The organism is Bradyrhizobium sp. 1 (assembly GCF_023073315.1).
Classification (GTDB): domain Bacteria; phylum Pseudomonadota; class Alphaproteobacteria; order Rhizobiales; family Xanthobacteraceae; genus Bradyrhizobium.
On sequence record NZ_JADPJH010000020.1, the window covers coordinates 100503 to 118342 of the forward strand.

Annotated in this window: 14 protein-coding genes; 6 read left to right on the forward strand and 8 right to left on the reverse strand. The window is 64.1% G+C overall.

The window, feature by feature from the left end; translation table 11 throughout:
• The first annotated feature begins 13 nt into the window (after positions 1–13).
• From IVB29_RS16460 to IVB29_RS16470, 3 genes are all read left to right on the forward strand, one after another.
• Entirely contained in the window at positions 14–577 is a 564-nt protein-coding gene (locus IVB29_RS16460; RefSeq protein WP_247504421.1) for an isochorismatase family protein, read from the forward strand.
• Between the two features lie 30 nt (positions 578–607).
• Positions 608–778 carry a hypothetical protein gene (locus tag IVB29_RS16465; protein ID WP_247504422.1) on the forward strand — a complete coding sequence of 57 codons (171 nt, stop codon included), beginning with the start codon at positions 608–610 and terminating at the stop codon, positions 776–778.
• 143 nt (positions 779–921) lie between these two features.
• Complete coding sequence (locus IVB29_RS16470; RefSeq protein WP_247504423.1) at positions 922–2304, forward strand: aspartate aminotransferase family protein; 1383 nt, start codon at positions 922–924, stop codon at positions 2302–2304.
• 167 nt (positions 2305–2471) lie between these two features.
• On the opposite strand, the gene rnd is transcribed toward IVB29_RS16470, so the two are convergent.
• The 6 genes from rnd to IVB29_RS16500 form a co-directional block, all read right to left on the reverse strand.
• Positions 2472–3656 (reverse strand): ribonuclease D, encoded by a 1185-nt coding sequence (gene rnd / locus IVB29_RS16475; RefSeq protein WP_247504424.1) that lies wholly within the window; start codon positions 3654–3656, stop codon positions 2472–2474.
• 411 nt (positions 3657–4067) lie between these two features.
• On the reverse strand, positions 4068–5399 hold the full coding sequence (locus IVB29_RS16480) for an ABC transporter substrate-binding protein (protein WP_247504425.1): 1332 nt from the start codon (positions 5397–5399) through the stop codon (positions 4068–4070).
• Between the two features lie 11 nt (positions 5400–5410).
• Positions 5411–6280: a carbohydrate ABC transporter permease gene (locus tag IVB29_RS16485; protein WP_247504426.1), complete on the reverse strand. Its 870-nt coding sequence runs from the start codon at positions 6278–6280 to the stop codon at positions 5411–5413.
• Positions 6277–7227: a sugar ABC transporter permease gene (locus tag IVB29_RS16490; RefSeq protein ID WP_247504427.1), complete on the reverse strand. Its 951-nt coding sequence runs from the start codon at positions 7225–7227 to the stop codon at positions 6277–6279. The genes IVB29_RS16485 and IVB29_RS16490 overlap by 4 nt, the downstream gene beginning before the upstream one ends.
• Before the next feature lies 1 nt (position 7228).
• Positions 7229–8080, reverse strand: a complete 852-nt coding sequence (locus tag IVB29_RS16495) for a phosphodiesterase (protein ID WP_247504428.1) — start codon at positions 8078–8080, stop codon at positions 7229–7231.
• Positions 8081–8511: 431 nt separating this feature from the next.
• Complete coding sequence (locus IVB29_RS16500) at positions 8512–9987, reverse strand: protein adenylyltransferase SelO (RefSeq protein ID WP_247504429.1); 1476 nt, start codon at positions 9985–9987, stop codon at positions 8512–8514.
• A 196-nt stretch (positions 9988–10183) separates the two neighbouring features.
• On the opposite strand from IVB29_RS16500, the gene aspS reads away from it, so the two are divergent.
• Positions 10184–11956 carry an aspartate--tRNA ligase gene (aspS, locus tag IVB29_RS16505; RefSeq protein ID WP_247504430.1) on the forward strand — a complete coding sequence of 591 codons (1773 nt, stop codon included), beginning with the start codon at positions 10184–10186 and terminating at the stop codon, positions 11954–11956.
• A 168-nt stretch (positions 11957–12124) separates the two neighbouring features.
• On the opposite strand, the gene IVB29_RS16510 is transcribed toward aspS, so the two are convergent.
• Entirely contained in the window at positions 12125–14092 is a 1968-nt protein-coding gene (locus tag IVB29_RS16510; protein WP_247504431.1) for a hypothetical protein, read from the reverse strand.
• 247 nt (positions 14093–14339) lie between these two features.
• On the opposite strand from IVB29_RS16510, the gene IVB29_RS16515 reads away from it, so the two are divergent.
• Both IVB29_RS16515 and IVB29_RS16520 read left to right on the forward strand, forming a co-directional pair.
• Positions 14340–16649, forward strand: coding sequence for an NADP-dependent malic enzyme (locus IVB29_RS16515; RefSeq protein WP_247504432.1), 2310 nt, complete (start codon positions 14340–14342; stop codon positions 16647–16649).
• A gap of 178 nt (positions 16650–16827) precedes the next feature.
• The gene (locus IVB29_RS16520; RefSeq protein ID WP_247504433.1) at positions 16828–17280 is read left to right on the forward strand and encodes a DoxX family membrane protein; all 453 of its coding nucleotides are present in this window, start codon (positions 16828–16830) and stop codon (positions 17278–17280) included.
• Between the two features lie 3 nt (positions 17281–17283).
• On the opposite strand, the gene IVB29_RS16525 is transcribed toward IVB29_RS16520, so the two are convergent.
• Positions 17284–17835, reverse strand: a complete 552-nt coding sequence (locus IVB29_RS16525) for a dihydrofolate reductase (protein WP_247504434.1) — start codon at positions 17833–17835, stop codon at positions 17284–17286.
• Between the last annotated feature and the right edge of the window lie 5 nt (positions 17836–17840).

Below are 17840 nucleotides of genomic sequence, written 5' to 3' on the forward strand. Positions count from 1 at the left end.
TCGGCGCAAGACAATGCTGACTTCAATCCAAGATGATCCGCCGATCCTGATCTGCGCGGATCTCCAGGCCGAATATCTGACCCCCGGGCGTCGCCACGTCATCCTCGACGGCGACGCCGCCACCCTGCGTTGCCTGGAGCTTCTGGCGCTGTGGCGCACCAATCTCTGGCCGGTGATGCATCTGAAGCGCATCGCCCAGGCCGCCTGGTTCAATCCGGCATCGAAGCTGACCGATTGGATCGCGGAGGCGAGGCCGAACCCGGGAGAAATGACGTTCGAGCACCCGCTGCCGTCAGCCTATAGTTCCGCGCGGTTTGTGGACTACATGTCCAATATCCGCAATGTCCGCTCCGTGTTGATCGGATTTTCGCTGGACGAGACCATCCTGGCCACCGCCGTGGACGGGTTTCACCGCAGCCATCGCTACCAGATCGTCGCCGACGCCGTGGCCTGCCGGCAGCCGGGCACGGGTGATGCGGCCGCCTACAAAACCTCGGTGGTGAATGTCATCAGTAATTTTGCTACAATCCAGTCCAGCGCCGAACTGATCAGAGCCAGCGGCGCCGTTGCGGTGTAGGCGGCCGCGATCGGCGGATGGGATGGAACATTGTCGCGGGGAGACGAGCTCAAGGAGCTGGCGAGCGGGTTGTCGCGTGCCGCCGAGGCGGCGCGCGACCTCGGCTTGCCCACGACGGTCTATCTGCTCTCGATGGCGCTCGTCGAGGTGAGGGAGGCCGCTGCCGCCGCCGACGATGGCGATGACGACAGCGCGGCCTGAAGGCTGTCCCGTCTGCGGCTTTGTGCAACGCTGCTGAGCGCTCGCTGCCGATGAATTGACGTTGCAAGTTCTGTCTCATGGCAATAGCCAAGTGATGACGTGAGCCGCGCCGGCGACGCGACGACTTTAAGGGATCCCCGCAAATGTCCATGCTGCCCAATTCGCAAGAAGCCCGGGATGTGGCCTACCAGCTCCATTCTTACACCAACGCGCGCGCCCATCAGCAGGCCGGTCCGCTGGTGATCGAGCGCGGCGAGGGCGCTTACGTGTTCGACGCGGCAGGCAAGCGCTATTTCGAGGCGATGGCCGGCCTTTGGAGCGTCGGGCTCGGCTTCAACGAGAAGCGGCTGGTCGACGCCGCGCACAAGCAGATGCTGGCGCTGCCGTTCTACCATACGTTCTCCGCCAAATCGCACGGGCCCTCGATCGATCTCGCCGAGAAGCTGGTGTCGCTCGCGCCTGTGCCGATGAGCAAGGTGTTCTTCACCAATTCCGGCTCGGAGGCCAACGACACCGTTCTGAAGCTGATCGCCTATCGCTCCAACGCGCTCGGCCAGCCCCAGCGCAAGAAGGTGATCAGCCGGATGCGCGCCTATCACGGCGTCACCATCGCATCCGCAAGCCTCACGGGCCTGCCGAACAACCATCGCTCGTTCGACCTGCCGCTGCCGAACATCCTGCACACGGGCTCGCCGCATTTCTACAAGGACGGCGCGCCCGGCGAGAGCGAGGAAGCTTTTGCGACCCGCCGGGCGGAAGAGCTCGACGCGCTGATCCAGAAAGAAGGGCCGGAGACGATCGCGGCATTCTTCGGCGAGCCGGTGATGGGGGCGGGCGGCGTCATCGTGCCGCCGGCGACCTATTGGGACAAGATCCAGGCGGTCCTGAAGAAGTACGATATCCTGCTGGTCGCCGACGAGGTGATCTGCGGTTTCGGCCGCACCGGCAAGATGTTCGGCTGCGAGACCTACGGCATCAAGCCTGATGTGCTCGTGGTCTCCAAGCAGATCACCTCGAGCTATTTCCCGTTCTCGGCGATCCTGATGAACGACAAGATGTTCGAGCCGATCGCCGACGAGAGCAACAAGATCGGCGTGCTCGGGCACGGGTTCACTGCGGGCGGGCATCCGGTCGGCTCGGCCATTGCGCTGGAAAACCTCAAGATCATCGAGGAGCGCGGCCTGGTCGCGCATGCCGCCGAGCTCGGTGCCTACATGCAGGGCAAGCTGCGCGAGCTCACCAGCCATCCGCTGGTCGGCGAGGTCCGCGGCGTCGGCATGATCGCAGCGATCGAGCTCGTGCTCGACAAGGGCCGCAAGACGGCCGCGAGCACGCCCGGCGCGGTCGGCGGCATGGCCAGCCGCATGCTCCAGGAGCGCGGCGTGATCTCGCGCAACATGCTCGATGCCATCGCCATCTGCCCGCCGCTGATCGTTACCAAGGCCCAGATCGACGAGCTGATCGCGGCGATATCAGGCGTGCTGAATGACATGAAGCCGGAAGTGGCGAAGCTGACGCCGGCGTAAGCGGCTCCAACTCCATCGCCGTCACCCCTGCGCAACGGCGAAGCCGTTGTCGCTGGAGGTGGCCGCTTCTTCAGCGGCCCTCGAAGGGCGGCGGCCCGACTGCAGCAGCGGGGCCGTGCATCCTTCGAGGCTCCTCGTGCGATGCTTCGCATCGCACGCCTCGCGCCTCAGGATGACGGTGTGGTTGTTGGTATCGCGGCTTGCTCCGCCCGCTGAACCCCGATCACGCGGCCTTTCTCGACCGCAAGTGCCAGCTCGCCGCGCTTGAGCTTCAACGCGGCATCGCCGAACAGCTCGCGGCGCCAGCCGCGCAAAGCGGGAACGTCGGCCTCGTCATTGGCTGCGATCTCCTCGAGGTCGTCGACCGTCGCGATCACCTTGCTGGCGACGGCATGGCGCTCCGCGGTCATGCGCAGCAGCACCTTCAACAGCTCGACGATGGCGGCGCCATTGTTATTGTTGCGCGGCTTTTCCAGCTTCGGCAGCGTCGCTGGGTCCCGGGCCAGCCCGCGCGTGACCGCGGCAACGATATCCGCGCCCCACTTCGACTTCTCAAAACCCTTCGGCACAGAGCGCAAGTTTGCGAGCTTCTCCAGCGTATTCGGTGCGTGGGTCGCGATATCGCTGATGGCTTCGTCGCGCAGCACGCGGCCGCGCGGCACGTCGCGGCTCTGGGCTTCCTGCTCCCGCCAGGCGGCGACCTCCATCAGGACTGCGAGGTCCTTCGGCTTGCGCACCCGTGTCTTCAGCCGTTCCCAGGCGCGCTCGGGGTGGAAGTCGTAGGTCTTGGGCGACGTCAGGACCTCCATCTCGATGGAGACCCACTCGCTGCGGCGGCGCTTCTTCAAATCGGCATCGAGCGCGGCGAACACGTCGCGCAAATGCGTGACGTCGGACTCCGCGTAATGCATCTGCTCCTTGCTCAGCGGCCGGCGCGACCAGTCGGTAAAGCGGTGGGTTTTGTCCGGGCGGTGGCCGGCGACCTTCTCGACGAGCGCGTCGTAGGCAATGCTGTCGCCATAGCCGAGCACCATGGCCGCGACCTGGGTGTCGAACACCGGATGCGGAATGATGTTGGCCTGGTGCCAGATGATCTCGATGTCCTGGCGGGCGGCGTGAAAAACCTTCAGCACGCTCTCGTTGCCCATCAGCTCGAAGAACGGCTTGAGGTCGATCCCCTCGGCCAGGGTGTCGATGACGACCGCTTCCTCGGCGCTGGCCATCTGCACCACGCACAACAGCGGGTAATAGGTGGTTTCGCGCAGGAACTCGGTATCGACAGTAATGACGGGGTGCTTGGCCAGCCGGCTGCAGGCAGCCGCGAGGTCAGCGGTGGTGGTAATCAAATCCATGAACGGCCCATGACAAGTCCATCAGCCGTTCTGCCGAAAGCACTGTGATGTCAAGGGGCTCTAAGCGAATTCGAGCCTTGCATCGGGCTGGAATCACCTCTTTCCGACGAAATGCCTATTCGTAGCGGACCCGCTGCGAGGATTTGCGGGCGCAGGGCAGCGCCACCACGAGCACGCACATGGCGACCAGAGCCAATCCCAGGAACTCGAAAACCAACAGATCCACGGCAAAATCCCTCAGAAACATTGCTAAACTTGTCTGGGGTGCGTTGAGGGTCTGTTAATTCTCGTGGTTACCGGCGGCGGGGCAGGCCGGATGGTGGACGCGGGGTTAACGGGCAGGGGCCATCGAAACGAATTCGGCGCCCCGCATGACGGAGCGCCGATGTTCGTTTGCCGTTGGAGCCGGGCTTACGGCAGCTTCAGCGACGTCTCCGCATTATACGGCTTCAGCGTCTCGTCGGCGGCTTTCTGGGCGGCGACGAGGGCTTCCTTCGGCTGCTTCTTGCCATTCAGGACCAGCATCACTTCGTCCTCGAGGTTCTTGCGGACCGGAACGGTCTTGTAGGTCGCAAACCAGGGCTTGGCGACGTCGAGCTGTTCGACGGCGGTCTTGGCGTCCGGGTTCTTGTTGAGGAAATCGACCATGTCGGGCGTCTTGTACGCCGCCATGTTGGGCGCGAAATAGCCGGTGGCGCGGCTCCACCAGGCGCTCTTCTCCGGCGAGGTCATCCACTTGATCAGCGTCCAGGCAGCCTTCTGCTTGTCCGCCTCTAAGCCGGCCGGAATGATCAGCGAGGCGCCGCCGATCGGCACGGCGTTGCGGACGTTGCGCGGGATGAAGGCGACCTTGTAGTTGAACTTGGCGTTGTCGCGCACATAGGTCAGCGAGCCCGTCGACAGCATCATCATTGCGGCGTTGCCGGAGATGAAGGAGGTGCTGACGGCAGGACCAGGCGTTGCGCCGGGGGCGTGGACCTTATGCTTATAGACGAGGTCGTTCCACCAGGTCAGCGCGCCCAGCATCGAGGGCGTATCGTAATAGACCTCGCCGCCGAACTCCTCGTTGTAGTAGCGCCCGCCATTGGTCATGGTGAGCGTTTCCATCATCCAGCCGCAATAGTCGTAGGCGCAGGGGATCGCGATGCCCCATTGGGTCACCTTGTCGCCCTCGCGCTTGGTGAGCTTCTTGGCCCAGTCGGTCAATTCAGCCCAGGTCTGCGGCGGCTTGCTGGGATCGAGGCCGGCTTCCTTGGCCTTGTCGGCGTTGATGTAGAGCAGCGGCGTCGAATTGTGGAACGGCACGCCGTAGACCGAGCGATCGATCACCGCGTTGCCCTGAAGCGCCGGGAAGAACTGGCCCAAAAACTTTTCTTTGGTGGTGCCGTCGGCTGCGATCAGGCCGTCGAGATTGGTAAGCTCGTTCTCGATCTGCATGTCCAGGAGGAAGTTCGCCGACATGATCACGGCGGCCGGCGGCTTGCCGGCCTTGATCGACGCGCGCGTCTTGATCAGCGTGTCGTCGTAGGAGCCGGTGTAGACGGCGGTCGCCTTGATCGCGGGATGTCCTTCGTTGAACTCCTTGATCAAGGTGCCCATGTCGCGGGCGAGCTTGCCGTCGACGGGGACGGGGAAGAACAGATCGATCTCGGTCGGGCCTTCGGCCATCGCCGGGACGGCGAGGGCGCTGGCGAAAGTGCCTGCCATGGCGAGGCCGAGCATGAGCCTGCGGGTAAACAGCATCGACAAATCTCCTATTTGATGCCTGAGGTGACGAAAGAACTGATGAAGCGTTTCTGGAAGATCAGGAAGGTGATGAGCAGCGGCGCGATCACCATCAATGTGCCGGCGGCGATGGTGCCCCATGCCTGCGTGCCTTCCGCCGTGGCGGTGAAGACGGACAGTCCCACCGTGAGCGGCCGTTTGTCCGGTGAATTGATCACCATCAGCGGCCACAGGAAGTCGTTCCAGTGGCTGGTGACGGAGATGATGGCGAACGCCGAAAAGCTCGGCATCGACAGCGGGATGTAGATGTGGCGGATGCGCTGGAACAGGCTGGCGCCGTCGATCAGCGCTGCGTCCTCAAGCTCGGTCGGAATCGCTTCGAACGCCTGGCGCATCAGGAAGGTGCCGAAGGCCGAGGCGAAGAACGGCATCATCACGCCGGTGAGCGTGTCATAGAGGCCGAGCTGTGCCACGAGCTTCAGGTTCGGCACGATCAAGAGCACCGGCACCAGCATCAGCTGCATCAGGAACAGATAGAAGATCAGCGACTTCCCGGCGAAGTCGAGCCGCGCGAAGGCAAAGCCTGCCAGCGTGATCGTGACGAACTGCACCAGCAGGATTCCGGTACATATGATGGTGGTGTTGAGGGTGTAGCGCGGGAAATCGCCGATCTCCCAGGCGTCCCTGACATTGTCGAGCGTCGGCTTCAGGCTCGGCATCAGCTCGGCCATGAGATTGATGCCGTCGGAGGCCGGGCGCAGCGTCGCAACGCCCATCCACAAGAACGGGATGAGCCAGACGACCGCGAGCAGCACGGTCAGTAAAAAGCCGAGCTTTGGCGTGATCTCGCGGCGGGTCGCGAGCGGGGCGTCCTTGAGCAGCCAGTCGATCAGCTTCATGGCCCGCCCTCCCGGTTCGCCATCGTTCGGAAGGAGAGCGCGGTGAGACCCATCAGTGCGGCGAGCGTCAGCAGCGTTGCCGCCGAAGCCTTGCCGATGTCGTAATGCTCGACGGCCTGCTGGTAGATGTAGAACAGCACGAGGTTGGTCGCGTTGGATGGCCCGCCCTTGGTCATGACGAAGACGTGGTCAACCTGCGTCACCGCGTTGAGCGTGGCGATCACGATGACGAACAGGAAGGTGGGCTTGAGCTCCGGCAGGATGATGTGGCGGAAACGCATGAACGGACCTGCTCCGTCGAGATGGGCTGCCTCCATCACATCCTCGGGCACGGCCTGGAGGCCGGCAAGGAAGAACAGCATGTAATAGCCGGCGTTCTTCCAGATGGTGATGACCATGATGGCATAGAGCGCGATGTCGGAATCGCCGAGCCAGTTCGGCAGCACCGGCAGGAAACGGCCGATGTAATAGTCGAGCAGTCCGACGTTCGGCAGGAAGATGAACAGGAACAGCGCGGACGCCGCGACCATCGGGATCAGTACCGGCAGGAACAGCGCGGCACGCAGCGCGCTGCTGATCGCACTGGTGCGCGCCAGCGCGAGCGCGAACAGCAGAGCCAAGCCGATGCTCGGGATCGCCGTCCCGACGGCATAGACGAGGTTGTTGAAGACCGCGCCGGTGAAGGCGGGGTCGGCGAGCACCGCGCTGATGTTGTCGAGGCCGACGAAGCGGACCGGCGCCTTCGGCGTGGCGCGCTGATAGAGCGCGTCGACGAACACGCGGCCCATCGCGCCATAGGTGAACAGCGCGAGGAAGACCAGCGACGGCAGCAGCAAGAGATAGGCAGGCAGCGAGGCTTTGAAGCGATCAGAAAACCGCTTCAGGACGTGCAGACGCGGTGCCGCCGATGCCGCGACCGGGAGAGCCGCGGGTTCAGCGAGGCTCATCTCACCGCGCCGGAAACTTGAGCGCATAGTCGCGGCCGTCCATTCCCGCCGGTGGCTCGAAGGGGAAGCGCAGACTGGTGTCGAGGAAATCGTGGCTGTGCACGACCAGGTTTTCGCCGTCGATCAGCACGACGCCATAGGCCGGCGGCTCGTGGCTCGCCAGATGGTCGGTGACGGTCGCATCGAGCTCGAACCAGACCTGGTGGTTGGTGCCGCGCAGGGTCGAGAACGGGATCTTGCCGTAGCTGCCGAAGATCGGCCGGTGCACATGGCCGAAGAAGAGGTGGCGGATGCGCGAACGATAGGGCGCGATCACCTCGGCGAACTCCGCGCTCTGTGCCAGCGAGATTTCGTCCATCGCGTGGACGCCGACCGGGAAGGGCGGATGGTGCATGAAGAACACGAACGGCATGTCGGCGGGCGCGGCCGCAAGCGTCGTCGCGAGCCAGCCGAGGCGCTTGCCGCACATCTCGCCGGCGTGGCTGGTCTCGTCCAGCGTGTCCAGGAACACGAACAGGCCGTGCTCGGTGGTGCGGGTGCCCTGCACGAAGCCGTTGGGATCGCGCGGCGCAGCCTTCAGGCCGTCGAGACAAACCACGCGCTTGTCGTGATTGCCGACCATGGCGATGTACGGGATCTTCAGCGCGGCCATTGCGTCGGCGAAATTGGCGTAGGATTCAGGCTCGCCCCAATGGGTGAGGTCGCCGGTCACCACGGCGAAAGCAGCATCGGACTGGTGCTTGTTGATGTCGGCAACCGCCGCATCCAGCCGGGCGCGCGGATCGAGGCCATAAAGCTTCAGCCCGGGATTCGCGAGATGCGTGTCGGTGATGTGGATGAACTTGAAGGGCATGGCGCTTGTCAGGATCGTTGGAGGGTGGGCGCCTCCGGCAAGACGGCCCTGGACAGGCCGTTAGAGTGCGAGTGTTTCAGTTTGATGACAGCGGTTCCCGGGGGTCCGAATTCCACAGGAAGCGAGGGCGTTGAGCCGCATGCCGCACAAAAATCTCGAAAACAACCCCATGCACAGTAGCCGACGGTTGTCGTAACAATGACTTACGCGTCTTTCACCACGAGTTGACACGTCGGGCAAAACAGGGGCATGATGCGATCATCGGAAAATCAGAAGCGCGAACCGTGGGCGGCCCGGCGATGGGTGGCTGGATCGAAGGCGGCGTAGGCAGGGTGGATTAGCGAAGCGTAATCCACCTCTTTATTTTCCGCGTCGAAGGAGAAGTGGTGGATTACGCCTTCGGCTAATCCACCTACGCACCGAGATTGTTGCTACGTCCCGCAGAATGTCTGCAGCACGCGCTGATCCGGCAGCGGCGGATCGGCGTAGGCGGCGTAGTCCGGCTGATCCTCGAACGGCTTTGCCAGGACCTTCACCAGCTCCTCGAACGGTGCGTAGTCGTCATCGTTCACCGCGGCCTGGATCACGGCTTCGACGCGGTGGTTGCGCGGGATGAACATTGGATTGACGGCGTGCATGGCGGCTTGCCGTTCGGCTGCGCTCTGCGGCTCCAGGGCTGTGCGCTCGTGCCAGCGTTTGGCCCACTCGTCGAAGGCCGCCGGATCCATGAACTGGGCGCGCGCATCGTCGGCGGCCGGATCGCCGGCGGCGTCACCAAGCTTGCGGAAAGTGAGGGTGAAGTCGGCCTGGTTCTTGGCCATGGCATCCAGCAGGTCCTGGATCAGCGGCTCGTCGCCCTCGCGCGTCGTGAACAGGCCGATCTTCTGGCGCAGGCCCGCCTGATAAGCGTCGCTGAACGTTTCGGCGAACGCGCCGAGGATGTCGTGGGCTTCCGCGACCGCTTTCTCCTGGTCGTCGGAGAACAGAGGTAGCAGGCATTCGGCCAGCCGCGTCAGATTCCACAGCGCGATGCGCGGCTGGTTGGCATAGGCGTAGCGGCCCATCTCGTCGATCGAGGAAAATACCTGCGAAGGATTATAGGCGTCCATGAAGGCGCAGGGGCCGTAGTCGATGGTCTCGCCGGAGATGGAGCTGTTGTCGGTGTTCATGACGCCATGGATGAAGCCGACCAGCAGCCAGCGCGCGACGAGGTTTGCCTGGCGCGCGACGACCGCGGCGAGCAGGCCGTGATAGGGCCGCTCCGCGTGAAGCAGGTCCGGGTAATGGCGGGCGATGACGTGGTCGGCGAGCCGGCGGATCGCGTCGGTGTCGCGGCGGACGGCAAAGAACTGGAAGGTGCCGACGCGGATGTGGCTCGAAGCGACGCGCGTCAGCACCGCGCCGGGCAGCGCGGTTTCGCGGATGACGTGCTCGCCGGTGACGACGGCGGCGAGCGAGCGCGTGGTCGGAATGCCCAGCGCGAACATCGCTTCGCTGACGATGTATTCGCGCAGCACAGGACCCAGTGCGGCGCGGCCGTCGCCGCGGCGGGAGAACGGGGTGGGGCCGGAGCCCTTGAGCTGGATGTCGCGGCGGAGGCCGCCTCTGTCGATGACCTCGCCGAGCAGGATGGCGCGGCCGTCGCCGAGCTGGGGCACGAAATTCCCGAACTGGTGACCGGCATAGGCCATGGCAATGGGATCGGCCCCGGCGGGAACCGTCTTGCCGGCGAGGATCTCGGCGCCCTCAGGGGTTTCCAGCATGTCGGGATCGAGCCCGAGCTGGCGTGCCAGCGGCCGGTTCAGCTTGATCAGCCGGGGGGCCGCCACCGGGGTTGGCGCGACCCGCGCAAAGAAGCTGTCCGGCAGCGCCGAATAGGAGTTCTGGAAGGGGAAATGGACTGTCATGGCCTCAAGATAGGGTTGGAACGCCTGATGGCAAAGGCCCCGGTCGCGGGAGGTCGAAAATGGGCGGTTCGGGCCCAAAACAGGCCATTCCCTTGGTTGCCGCTTCGGGCCTCGTCGGGTAAACCCTGCCGCAACTTCGGACGGGCCGTTACAGGCCGTCCGATTCGACCCCTCCGACATTGAATTTGGGACGACCATGCATCGCTACCGGTCACATAAATGCGGCGATCTCCGCGAGAGCAACATCGGCGAGACAGTTCGCCTCTCGGGCTGGGTCCATCGCGTGCGCGACCATGGCGGCGTGCTGTTCATCGATTTGCGCGACCATTACGGCCTGACCCAGTGCGTGGTCGACCCGGACTCGCCGGCGTTCGCGCAGGCCGAAAAGCTGCGCTCGGAATTCGTGGTCAAGATGGACGGCAAGGTCCGCCGCCGCCCCGAAGGCACCGACAATAACGATCTGCCGACCGGCAAGATCGAGATCTATGTCACCGAGATCGAGGTGCTGGGTCCGGCCGGCGACCTACCGCTGCCGGTGTTCGGCGACCAGGAATATCCTGAGGACATCAGGCTCAAGTATCGCTTCCTGGACCTGCGCCGCGAAAAACTGCACCAGAACATCATGACGCGCGTCGACATCATCAAGTCGATGCGGCGGCGCATGGAGGGGCAGGGCTTCTTCGAGTTCAACACCCCGATCCTGACCGCGTCCTCGCCGGAAGGCGCGCGCGACTTCCTGGTGCCGTCGCGCATCCATCCGGGAAAATTCTACGCTTTGCCGCAGGCGCCGCAGCAGTACAAGCAACTGCTGATGATGTCGGGCTTCGACCGCTATTTCCAGATCGCGCCCTGCTTCCGCGACGAGGACCCGCGTGCCGACCGTCTGCCGGGCGAGTTCTATCAGCTCGACGTCGAGATGAGCTTTGTCACGCAGGAAGACGTGTTCGCGGCGATGGAGCCCGTCATCACCGGCGTGTTCGAGGAGTTTGCCAAGGGCAAGCCGGTGAGCAAGAACTGGCGCCGCATCCCGTTCGCCGAGGCGCTGCGCAAATATGGCAGCGACAAGCCGGATTTGCGCAATCCGATCGAGATGCAGGACGTCTCGGAGCATTTCCGCGGCTCCGGCTTCAAGGTCTTTGCGCGCATGCTCGAAGATCCCAAGAACCAGGTCTGGGCGATCCCGGCCCCGGGCGGCGGCAGCCGCGCCTTCTGCGACCGCATGAACTCGTGGGCGCAAGGCGAGGGCCAGCCCGGCCTCGGCTATATCATGTGGCGCGAGGGCGGCGAGGGCGCTGGTCCGCTTGCGAACAACATCGGGCCGGAGCGCACGGCAGCAATCCGCGCGCAGATCGGCACCAAGGAAGGCGATGCCGCTTTCTTCGTCGCCGGCGATCCCGACAAGTTCTGGAAGTTCTCAGGTTTGGCGCGCAACAAGGTCGGCGAGGAATTGAACCTCACCGACAAGGAGCGGTTCGAGCTCGCCTGGATCGTCGACTTCCCGATGTACGAGTACAACGAGGACGACAAGAAGGTCGACTTCTCGCACAACCCGTTCTCGATGCCGCAGGGTGGCTTGGAAACGCTGAAATCGCAGGACCCGCTGACCATCAAGGCGTTCCAGTACGACATCACTTGCAACGGGTTTGAGATCGCCTCTGGCGGCATCCGCAACCACGTGCCAGAAGCGATGGTGAAGGCGTTCGAGATCGCAGGTTACGGCGAGCAGGAAGTGGTCGATCGCTTCGGCGGCATGTACCGCGCCTTCCAGTACGGCGCGCCGCCGCATGGCGGCATGGCCGCGGGCGTCGACCGCATCGTGATGCTCTTGTGCGGGACCAACAATCTCCGCGAGATCTCGCTGTTCCCGATGAACCAGCAGGCCATGGACCTCTTGATGGGCGCACCGTCGGAGGCCAGCACCAAGCAGCTCCGCGAGCTGCATGTGAAAGTGAACTTGCCGCAGAAGTGAGGCGAGCCGATCTTCGGTCTCGTGCCCCGGACGCAGCGCAGCGCTCTTCAGCGGTGCGCTGCAGAGCCGGGGCCCACGCTCCGTCGCACAGCAAGCTTCTGGGTCCCGGCGCTGCGCAGCAGCGTTACACGCTGCAGCGCGTCCGGGACACGAGATCGCCTCTCTCGCCTACAGCCCCGTCGACGTCTCGATCCTGAACTGCGCCAGCGCGCTCTGCGGGTCGGCTTGCAAGAGCTGCATCAATTGCATCAGCGGCGCCTTGGCGCGCGGGGAGAGCTTGATGGAAAGCGTCTGCCCCGGCGTCTCGACGAAGCGGACGACCGCGTCCACGGCCGTCTGCGCATCCGGATTGGCTGAAGCAATCTGCTCGCGTTTGGCCCTGATGCTCTCGACCAGCGCCTGACGTGCGACTTCGCGGCTCACATTCTGCATGCGCGAGAACTGCGCCACGACCAGATCGATGAGGCCGCTGTCGCGCAATGAGAATTCGAGCGTGCCCGCCTCGATCCGGGCCGCCTGGCCCATGAGCTGGGCCGGATCGGCCGAAAACACCTCGCGTGGTACGTTGCCGAGCGCGATGCGCAGTTGCGCTCTTGCGATCCCTCCAATGTCGAGGGTCGCGGGCGTCAGAGCGAAGCTGTTGGATGACTCCGTCCACGCCGCGCCGAGGTCAAGGTCGATCGCGAGCTTGTCGATCCCGCTGGCAATCAATGGAATCTGTTTTGGGTCGGATGGATCGGTCGGCGTGACAAATTTGGCAACCGCATGCGCCTTGCTCGGGATCGAGCCGACCAGCTGCCCCCAATCCAGGCTCAGCGTGTCGATCGTAACCAGCTTCCTGGTGCTCTTGAACGGCGCGGTCACGCCCTTGATCTCCGCGCCCGCGAGCACGCCGAACAGCCCGAGCATCTGATCCGGCGAGGGCGCCCGCCCGGGCGTGGTGAGGCCTGCTGCCCAACGCATCAGGTTCGGCAGACTGAAGGACTTCAGCGCGAAGCGCTCCATCTTGAACTGTCCCTGCGGAGACGGCGTGTCGACGCCTTCGACCGCGAGCTCGCCGTCGCGATATCGGATGGCATTGACCGTGGCCGTTCCTTGCGGCGTGCCGACCGACATCTTGCCGATTTCAGCCTTACCGATGCGCAAACCCTCGTAGAATCCGGCGAGCTTCTCCAGCAGCTCGCGCGCCTGCGCCGGCGTCGGTGGTGCCGACTGGTCCTGCGGCAGCGCGGCAAACATGTCGGCCAGCCGGAATTTCGACGGCTGCACGGCGATGTCCTCCATGACGACACCGTCGATATCGACGCGCATTCCCTGCGCCGATTTGAGCGCATAGGGGCCTGCCGAGACCTGCCGGTAAATCCGGCGGTAGCTGTCGTCACTGGCCGTCTGCGGGTCGAACATGGCGAGGATCGCAGTCGCGTCGAAATCGTTGACGATGATGTTCGACATCTCGCCCGTCAGCTTGTCCGGCTTGCCGGGCTGCTTCACGTCGACCGAGATTGCGGCGCGGTCCGCCTTCATCGCATCGACCTTGCCGTGCTTCAGGTTCTGAATCGCTAGTCCGGAATACCTGACCTCACCGCTGCCGGCGGCGGCGCCGGAATCGAAGCTCATCGTGAGGGTCGGGGCCGTGAGCGACGATGCGACGACGCTCGCATATTGGCCGAGCACGTAGCGGTACATGTCGACCAGCGAGCCGTCCGCCGGCACCTGACCTGCGTGAATAGGACCGGCATAGTCGCGCACGACCAGTTGCGGGATCTTGTACGCGAGCTTCAACTTGGCCGCGCCGATCTGGTCAAGCATAACCTCGACTCCGGTGATATCGATGTCGTCGGCCGAGAACCTTGTCTCGTCGATCTGGCGGACGCCCGTGCCCTTGATGGCGGCGATCCTGATCTGCGCTTGCGTCTCCTTGCCCGGCTCGACCGCGATGTCCTCGATCGTCAGGGTGCGTGTGGGCAAATCGAACGCCACTTTGCCATGGCTCGCCTTACCGCCCTGCTTGCGCATCTGCTCGAAGGCCGCCTCGACCTCGGCAGTGGCGCGATGCTGGACGTAGAGATTGAAGCCGAACCATCCGCCCGCGGCGAGCACGGCTGCTACGATCAGGCCGATCAGGATACGCTTCATTCCCCAGCTCCAGTTGCTCGTTTTGCACTGCGCAACCTGCCATATTCGGGAAACGTCGTGCGGTCCAGGGAAAGCTAGCGCTATCAGATATTTGACTACCCGCCCTGTTGATGGGGCCGCAATCGGATATTGCCACCGGGGCGCCGGCCGTGCTTCATCCCGTTTCCACGACCCGGAAATTCCGCCCGCTTGGACGGCCGCTCCGGATGAGGCATTTTGAGGCCGGTAACGCGAGGCGAGACACCGCATGTCGTCCTATTCCGATGATCTTCACCAGGCAGCGCTGGCCTATCACCGTCTGCCGCGCCCCGGAAAGCTCGAGATCCAGGCGACCAAGCCGCTCGCCAACCAGCGCGACCTCGCGCTTGCCTATTCTCCGGGCGTAGCTGCTGCCTGTCTGGAGATCGCGAAGAACCCGGCCGAAGCAGCGACCTTGACGATCCGCGCCAATCTGGTCGCCGTGGTCTCGAACGGCACCGCGGTGCTCGGTCTCGGCAATATCGGCCCGCTGGCCTCAAAGCCCGTGATGGAGGGCAAGGCGGTCCTGTTCAAGAAGTTCGCCGGCATCGACGTGTTCGACATCGAGATCGCCGCCGACACCATCGAGCGCGTGGTCGAGACCGTGGCAGCGCTCGAGCCGACCTTCGGCGGCATCAATCTGGAGGACATCCGGGGTCCCGAATGTTTCGAGATCGAGGCGCAGCTGAAGGAGCGCATGAAGATCCCGGTCTTCCATGACGACCAGCACGGCACCGCCATCATCGTCGCCGCCGCCATCACCAATGGCCTCCGGCTGAACGGCAAGAAGCTGTCCGACGTCAAGATCGTGGCGTCCGGGGCAGGGGCCGCAGCGATCGCGACGCTCAATCTCCTGGTGTCGATGGGCGCGCAGCGCAAGAACATCTGGGTCTGCGACATAGACGGCCTCGTGCACGAGGGTCGCAACACCACGATGGACCGCTGGAAGGCGGTCTATGCGCAGAAGACCGACAAGCGGACGCTCGCCGACGTGATCGGTGGCGCGGACATCTTCATCGGGCTTTCGGCACCGGGCGTGCTGAAGCCCGAGATGGCCAAGGCGATGGGCGACAAGCCGCTGATCATGGCGCTCGCCAATCCGACGCCGGAGATCATGCCGGAGGAGGCGCGCAAAGCCCGCCCTGACGCCATGATCTGCACCGGGCGCTCCGACTATCCGAACCAGGTCAACAACGTCCTCTGCTTTCCCTTTATCTTCCGCGGCGCGCTCGACGTCGGCGCCACCGCGATCAACGAGGAGATGAAGCACGCCGCGGTCGAGGCCATCGCGCAGCTCGCGCGCGAGGCGCCGTCCGATGCGGTGGCGCAGGGCTTTGACACCGGCGAGACGCAAGGCTTTGGCCCGGGCTCGCTGATTCCGAGTCCCTTTGATCCACGGTTGATCCTGCGTATCTCGCCAGCCGTCGCCAAGGCGGCGATGGAATCGGGCGTGGCGACGCGCCCTATCACCAATTTCGACGAATACACTGCGCTTCTGGAGCGCTTCGCCTTCCGTTCCGGCCTCGTCATGAAGCCGATGTTCGCGAAGGCCAAGACCCAGCCGGTGCGCGTGATCTATGCCGAAGGCGAGGACGAGCGCGTGCTGCGCGCCACCCAAGTGGTGCTGGAGGAGAATCTGGCGCGGCCGATCCTGGTCGGCCGTCCGTCCGTGGTGGAGGCGCGCATCAATCGCTTCGGCCTGTTGATCAAGGCGGGCAAGGATTTTGACCTCATCAATCCCGAGGACGATCCGCGCTATCGCTCCTACGTGCAGTCCTACGTCGAAGTCGCCGGCCGCCGCGGCGTCACGCCGGATGCGGCACGGACGGTGGTGCGCACCAACAACACGGTGATCGCGGCGCTCGCGGTGATGCGCGGGGAGGCGGATGCCATGCTCTGCGGCGTCGAGGGCCGCTACATGCATCATCTGCGTCATGTCCGCGAGATCGTCGGCTTCCAGGCTGGCGTGAGCGACTATGCCGCGCTGGCGCTGCTGATCACCAGCAAGGGCGCCTTCTTCATTGCCGACACGCAAGTGCGCCCCAATCCGAGTGCGGAAGAGCTCGCCGAGATCGCCTCGCTCGCCGCGGTCCATGTCCAGCGCTTCGCGCTCAAACCCAAGATCGCCTTCGTCTCGCATTCCGATTTCGGTAGCTACGACACCGATTCCTCGCGCAAGATGCGCCGGGCGACCCAGCTGTTGAAGGAAAAGCATCCGGAGATCGAGGCCGACGGCGAGATGCAGGGCGACACCGCGCTCTCCGTCGCTGCGCGAAAGATGGTGCTGCCGCACTCCAAGCTGGAGGGCGAGGCCAACATCATGATCATGCCGACGCTGGACACCGCCAACGTCGCCTATCAGATGATCAAGTCGCTGGCGGACGCGCTGCCCGTCGGCCCGATCCTGATCGGCCCGGCGCGCCCGGCCCACATCCTCACCCCCTCGGTGACGGCGCGCGGCATCCTCAACATGACCGCGGTCGCGGTGGTGGAAGCGCAAGAGCGGGCCTCGCGGCAGCAACCGACGTTGTTTACGTAAGGGCGAGCTGGAGCGCAGCGAGTGGTGCGACCCCTTCTCCCCTTGTGGGAGAGGGGAAGTAAGGCCCGCCACTTTTGAATAACTTGCAGTTTTCCATTTCCCCGTTTGAAAACCGCAACCGGACTCTCCATACTCCGCCAGCGCGTTCCTGCTTTAGCGCTTTGCCAAGAGGCCGATCATGCCAGCGTTCGTGACTTTCGGGCGGATCCTGTTCGCCGTGCTGTTCATCTACACGGGAGCGGCAAGATTCTTCGCCATGCAGGCGACGGTCGATTTCATCTCCACCAAGGTCGTGGTGCCTGACGCAATCGCGCCTTACGCGAAGCAGATCGAGACGGCGACCGGGATGACCACGCCGCAACTGCTGGCGATCGCGATCGGCGGCTTGGAGATCATCGCCGGCCTGATGATCGCGCTGAATTTCGGGGCGCGCTTCTTCGCGTTGCTGATGATCATCTATGTCGCGGTCTCGACCGTGCTGTTTTACGATTTCTGGAACCAGGTGCCGCCCGACAACGCCAAGGTGCTGGTCGATGCGCTCAAGAATCTCTCGATCATCGGCGCGCTGTTCATGATCATGGGTTACGGCCGTGCCACGCGCTCGGCCGAGACGGCCTACGGGGACGTGTAGTCGCTACGTCCTGCGCCACGGTGTGACGGTGACGTCATGCGCCGCGTCGAGCAGATACGGCGTCCCCGGCTTCATCCCGTGTGAGGCCAGCACCTCATGCGGTGTCCGCTCCGGTACGCCGACAAAGCAGCCTTCGCCGCCGGGCAGGCGCAGGTGCGGGGCCTCCGACAGCCAGAACGTGTCGTAGCGGTCCATGAACATGTCGAACACGACGGGGCCGCCGATGATCGCGACCATGCCGGAGGCGACGTCGGCGAAGGCGCAAGCCTCCTCGAAGCTCGCATGGTCCGGATTCCACAGCGTCGCGTTCGGCATTTCCGGATCGACGGTCAGCGCCTTGATCTTGCGGGTCAGGATCAGCCGTTTGCGCTTCGGCGAGTTCTGCTGTCCCTCATGGGAATGGCCGCCGTGCACGACCAGCGCGGCGCGATCGAGCGCCTGTTCGAAGAACAGCTTGTCGCCTTCGAACTTGAGGCTGTCCGGCATGACATGCATCGGGTCCGCGAGCATGCCGTCCGCGGAGATGATGACGTAGCCTTCGATACGGAAAGACAATTGCC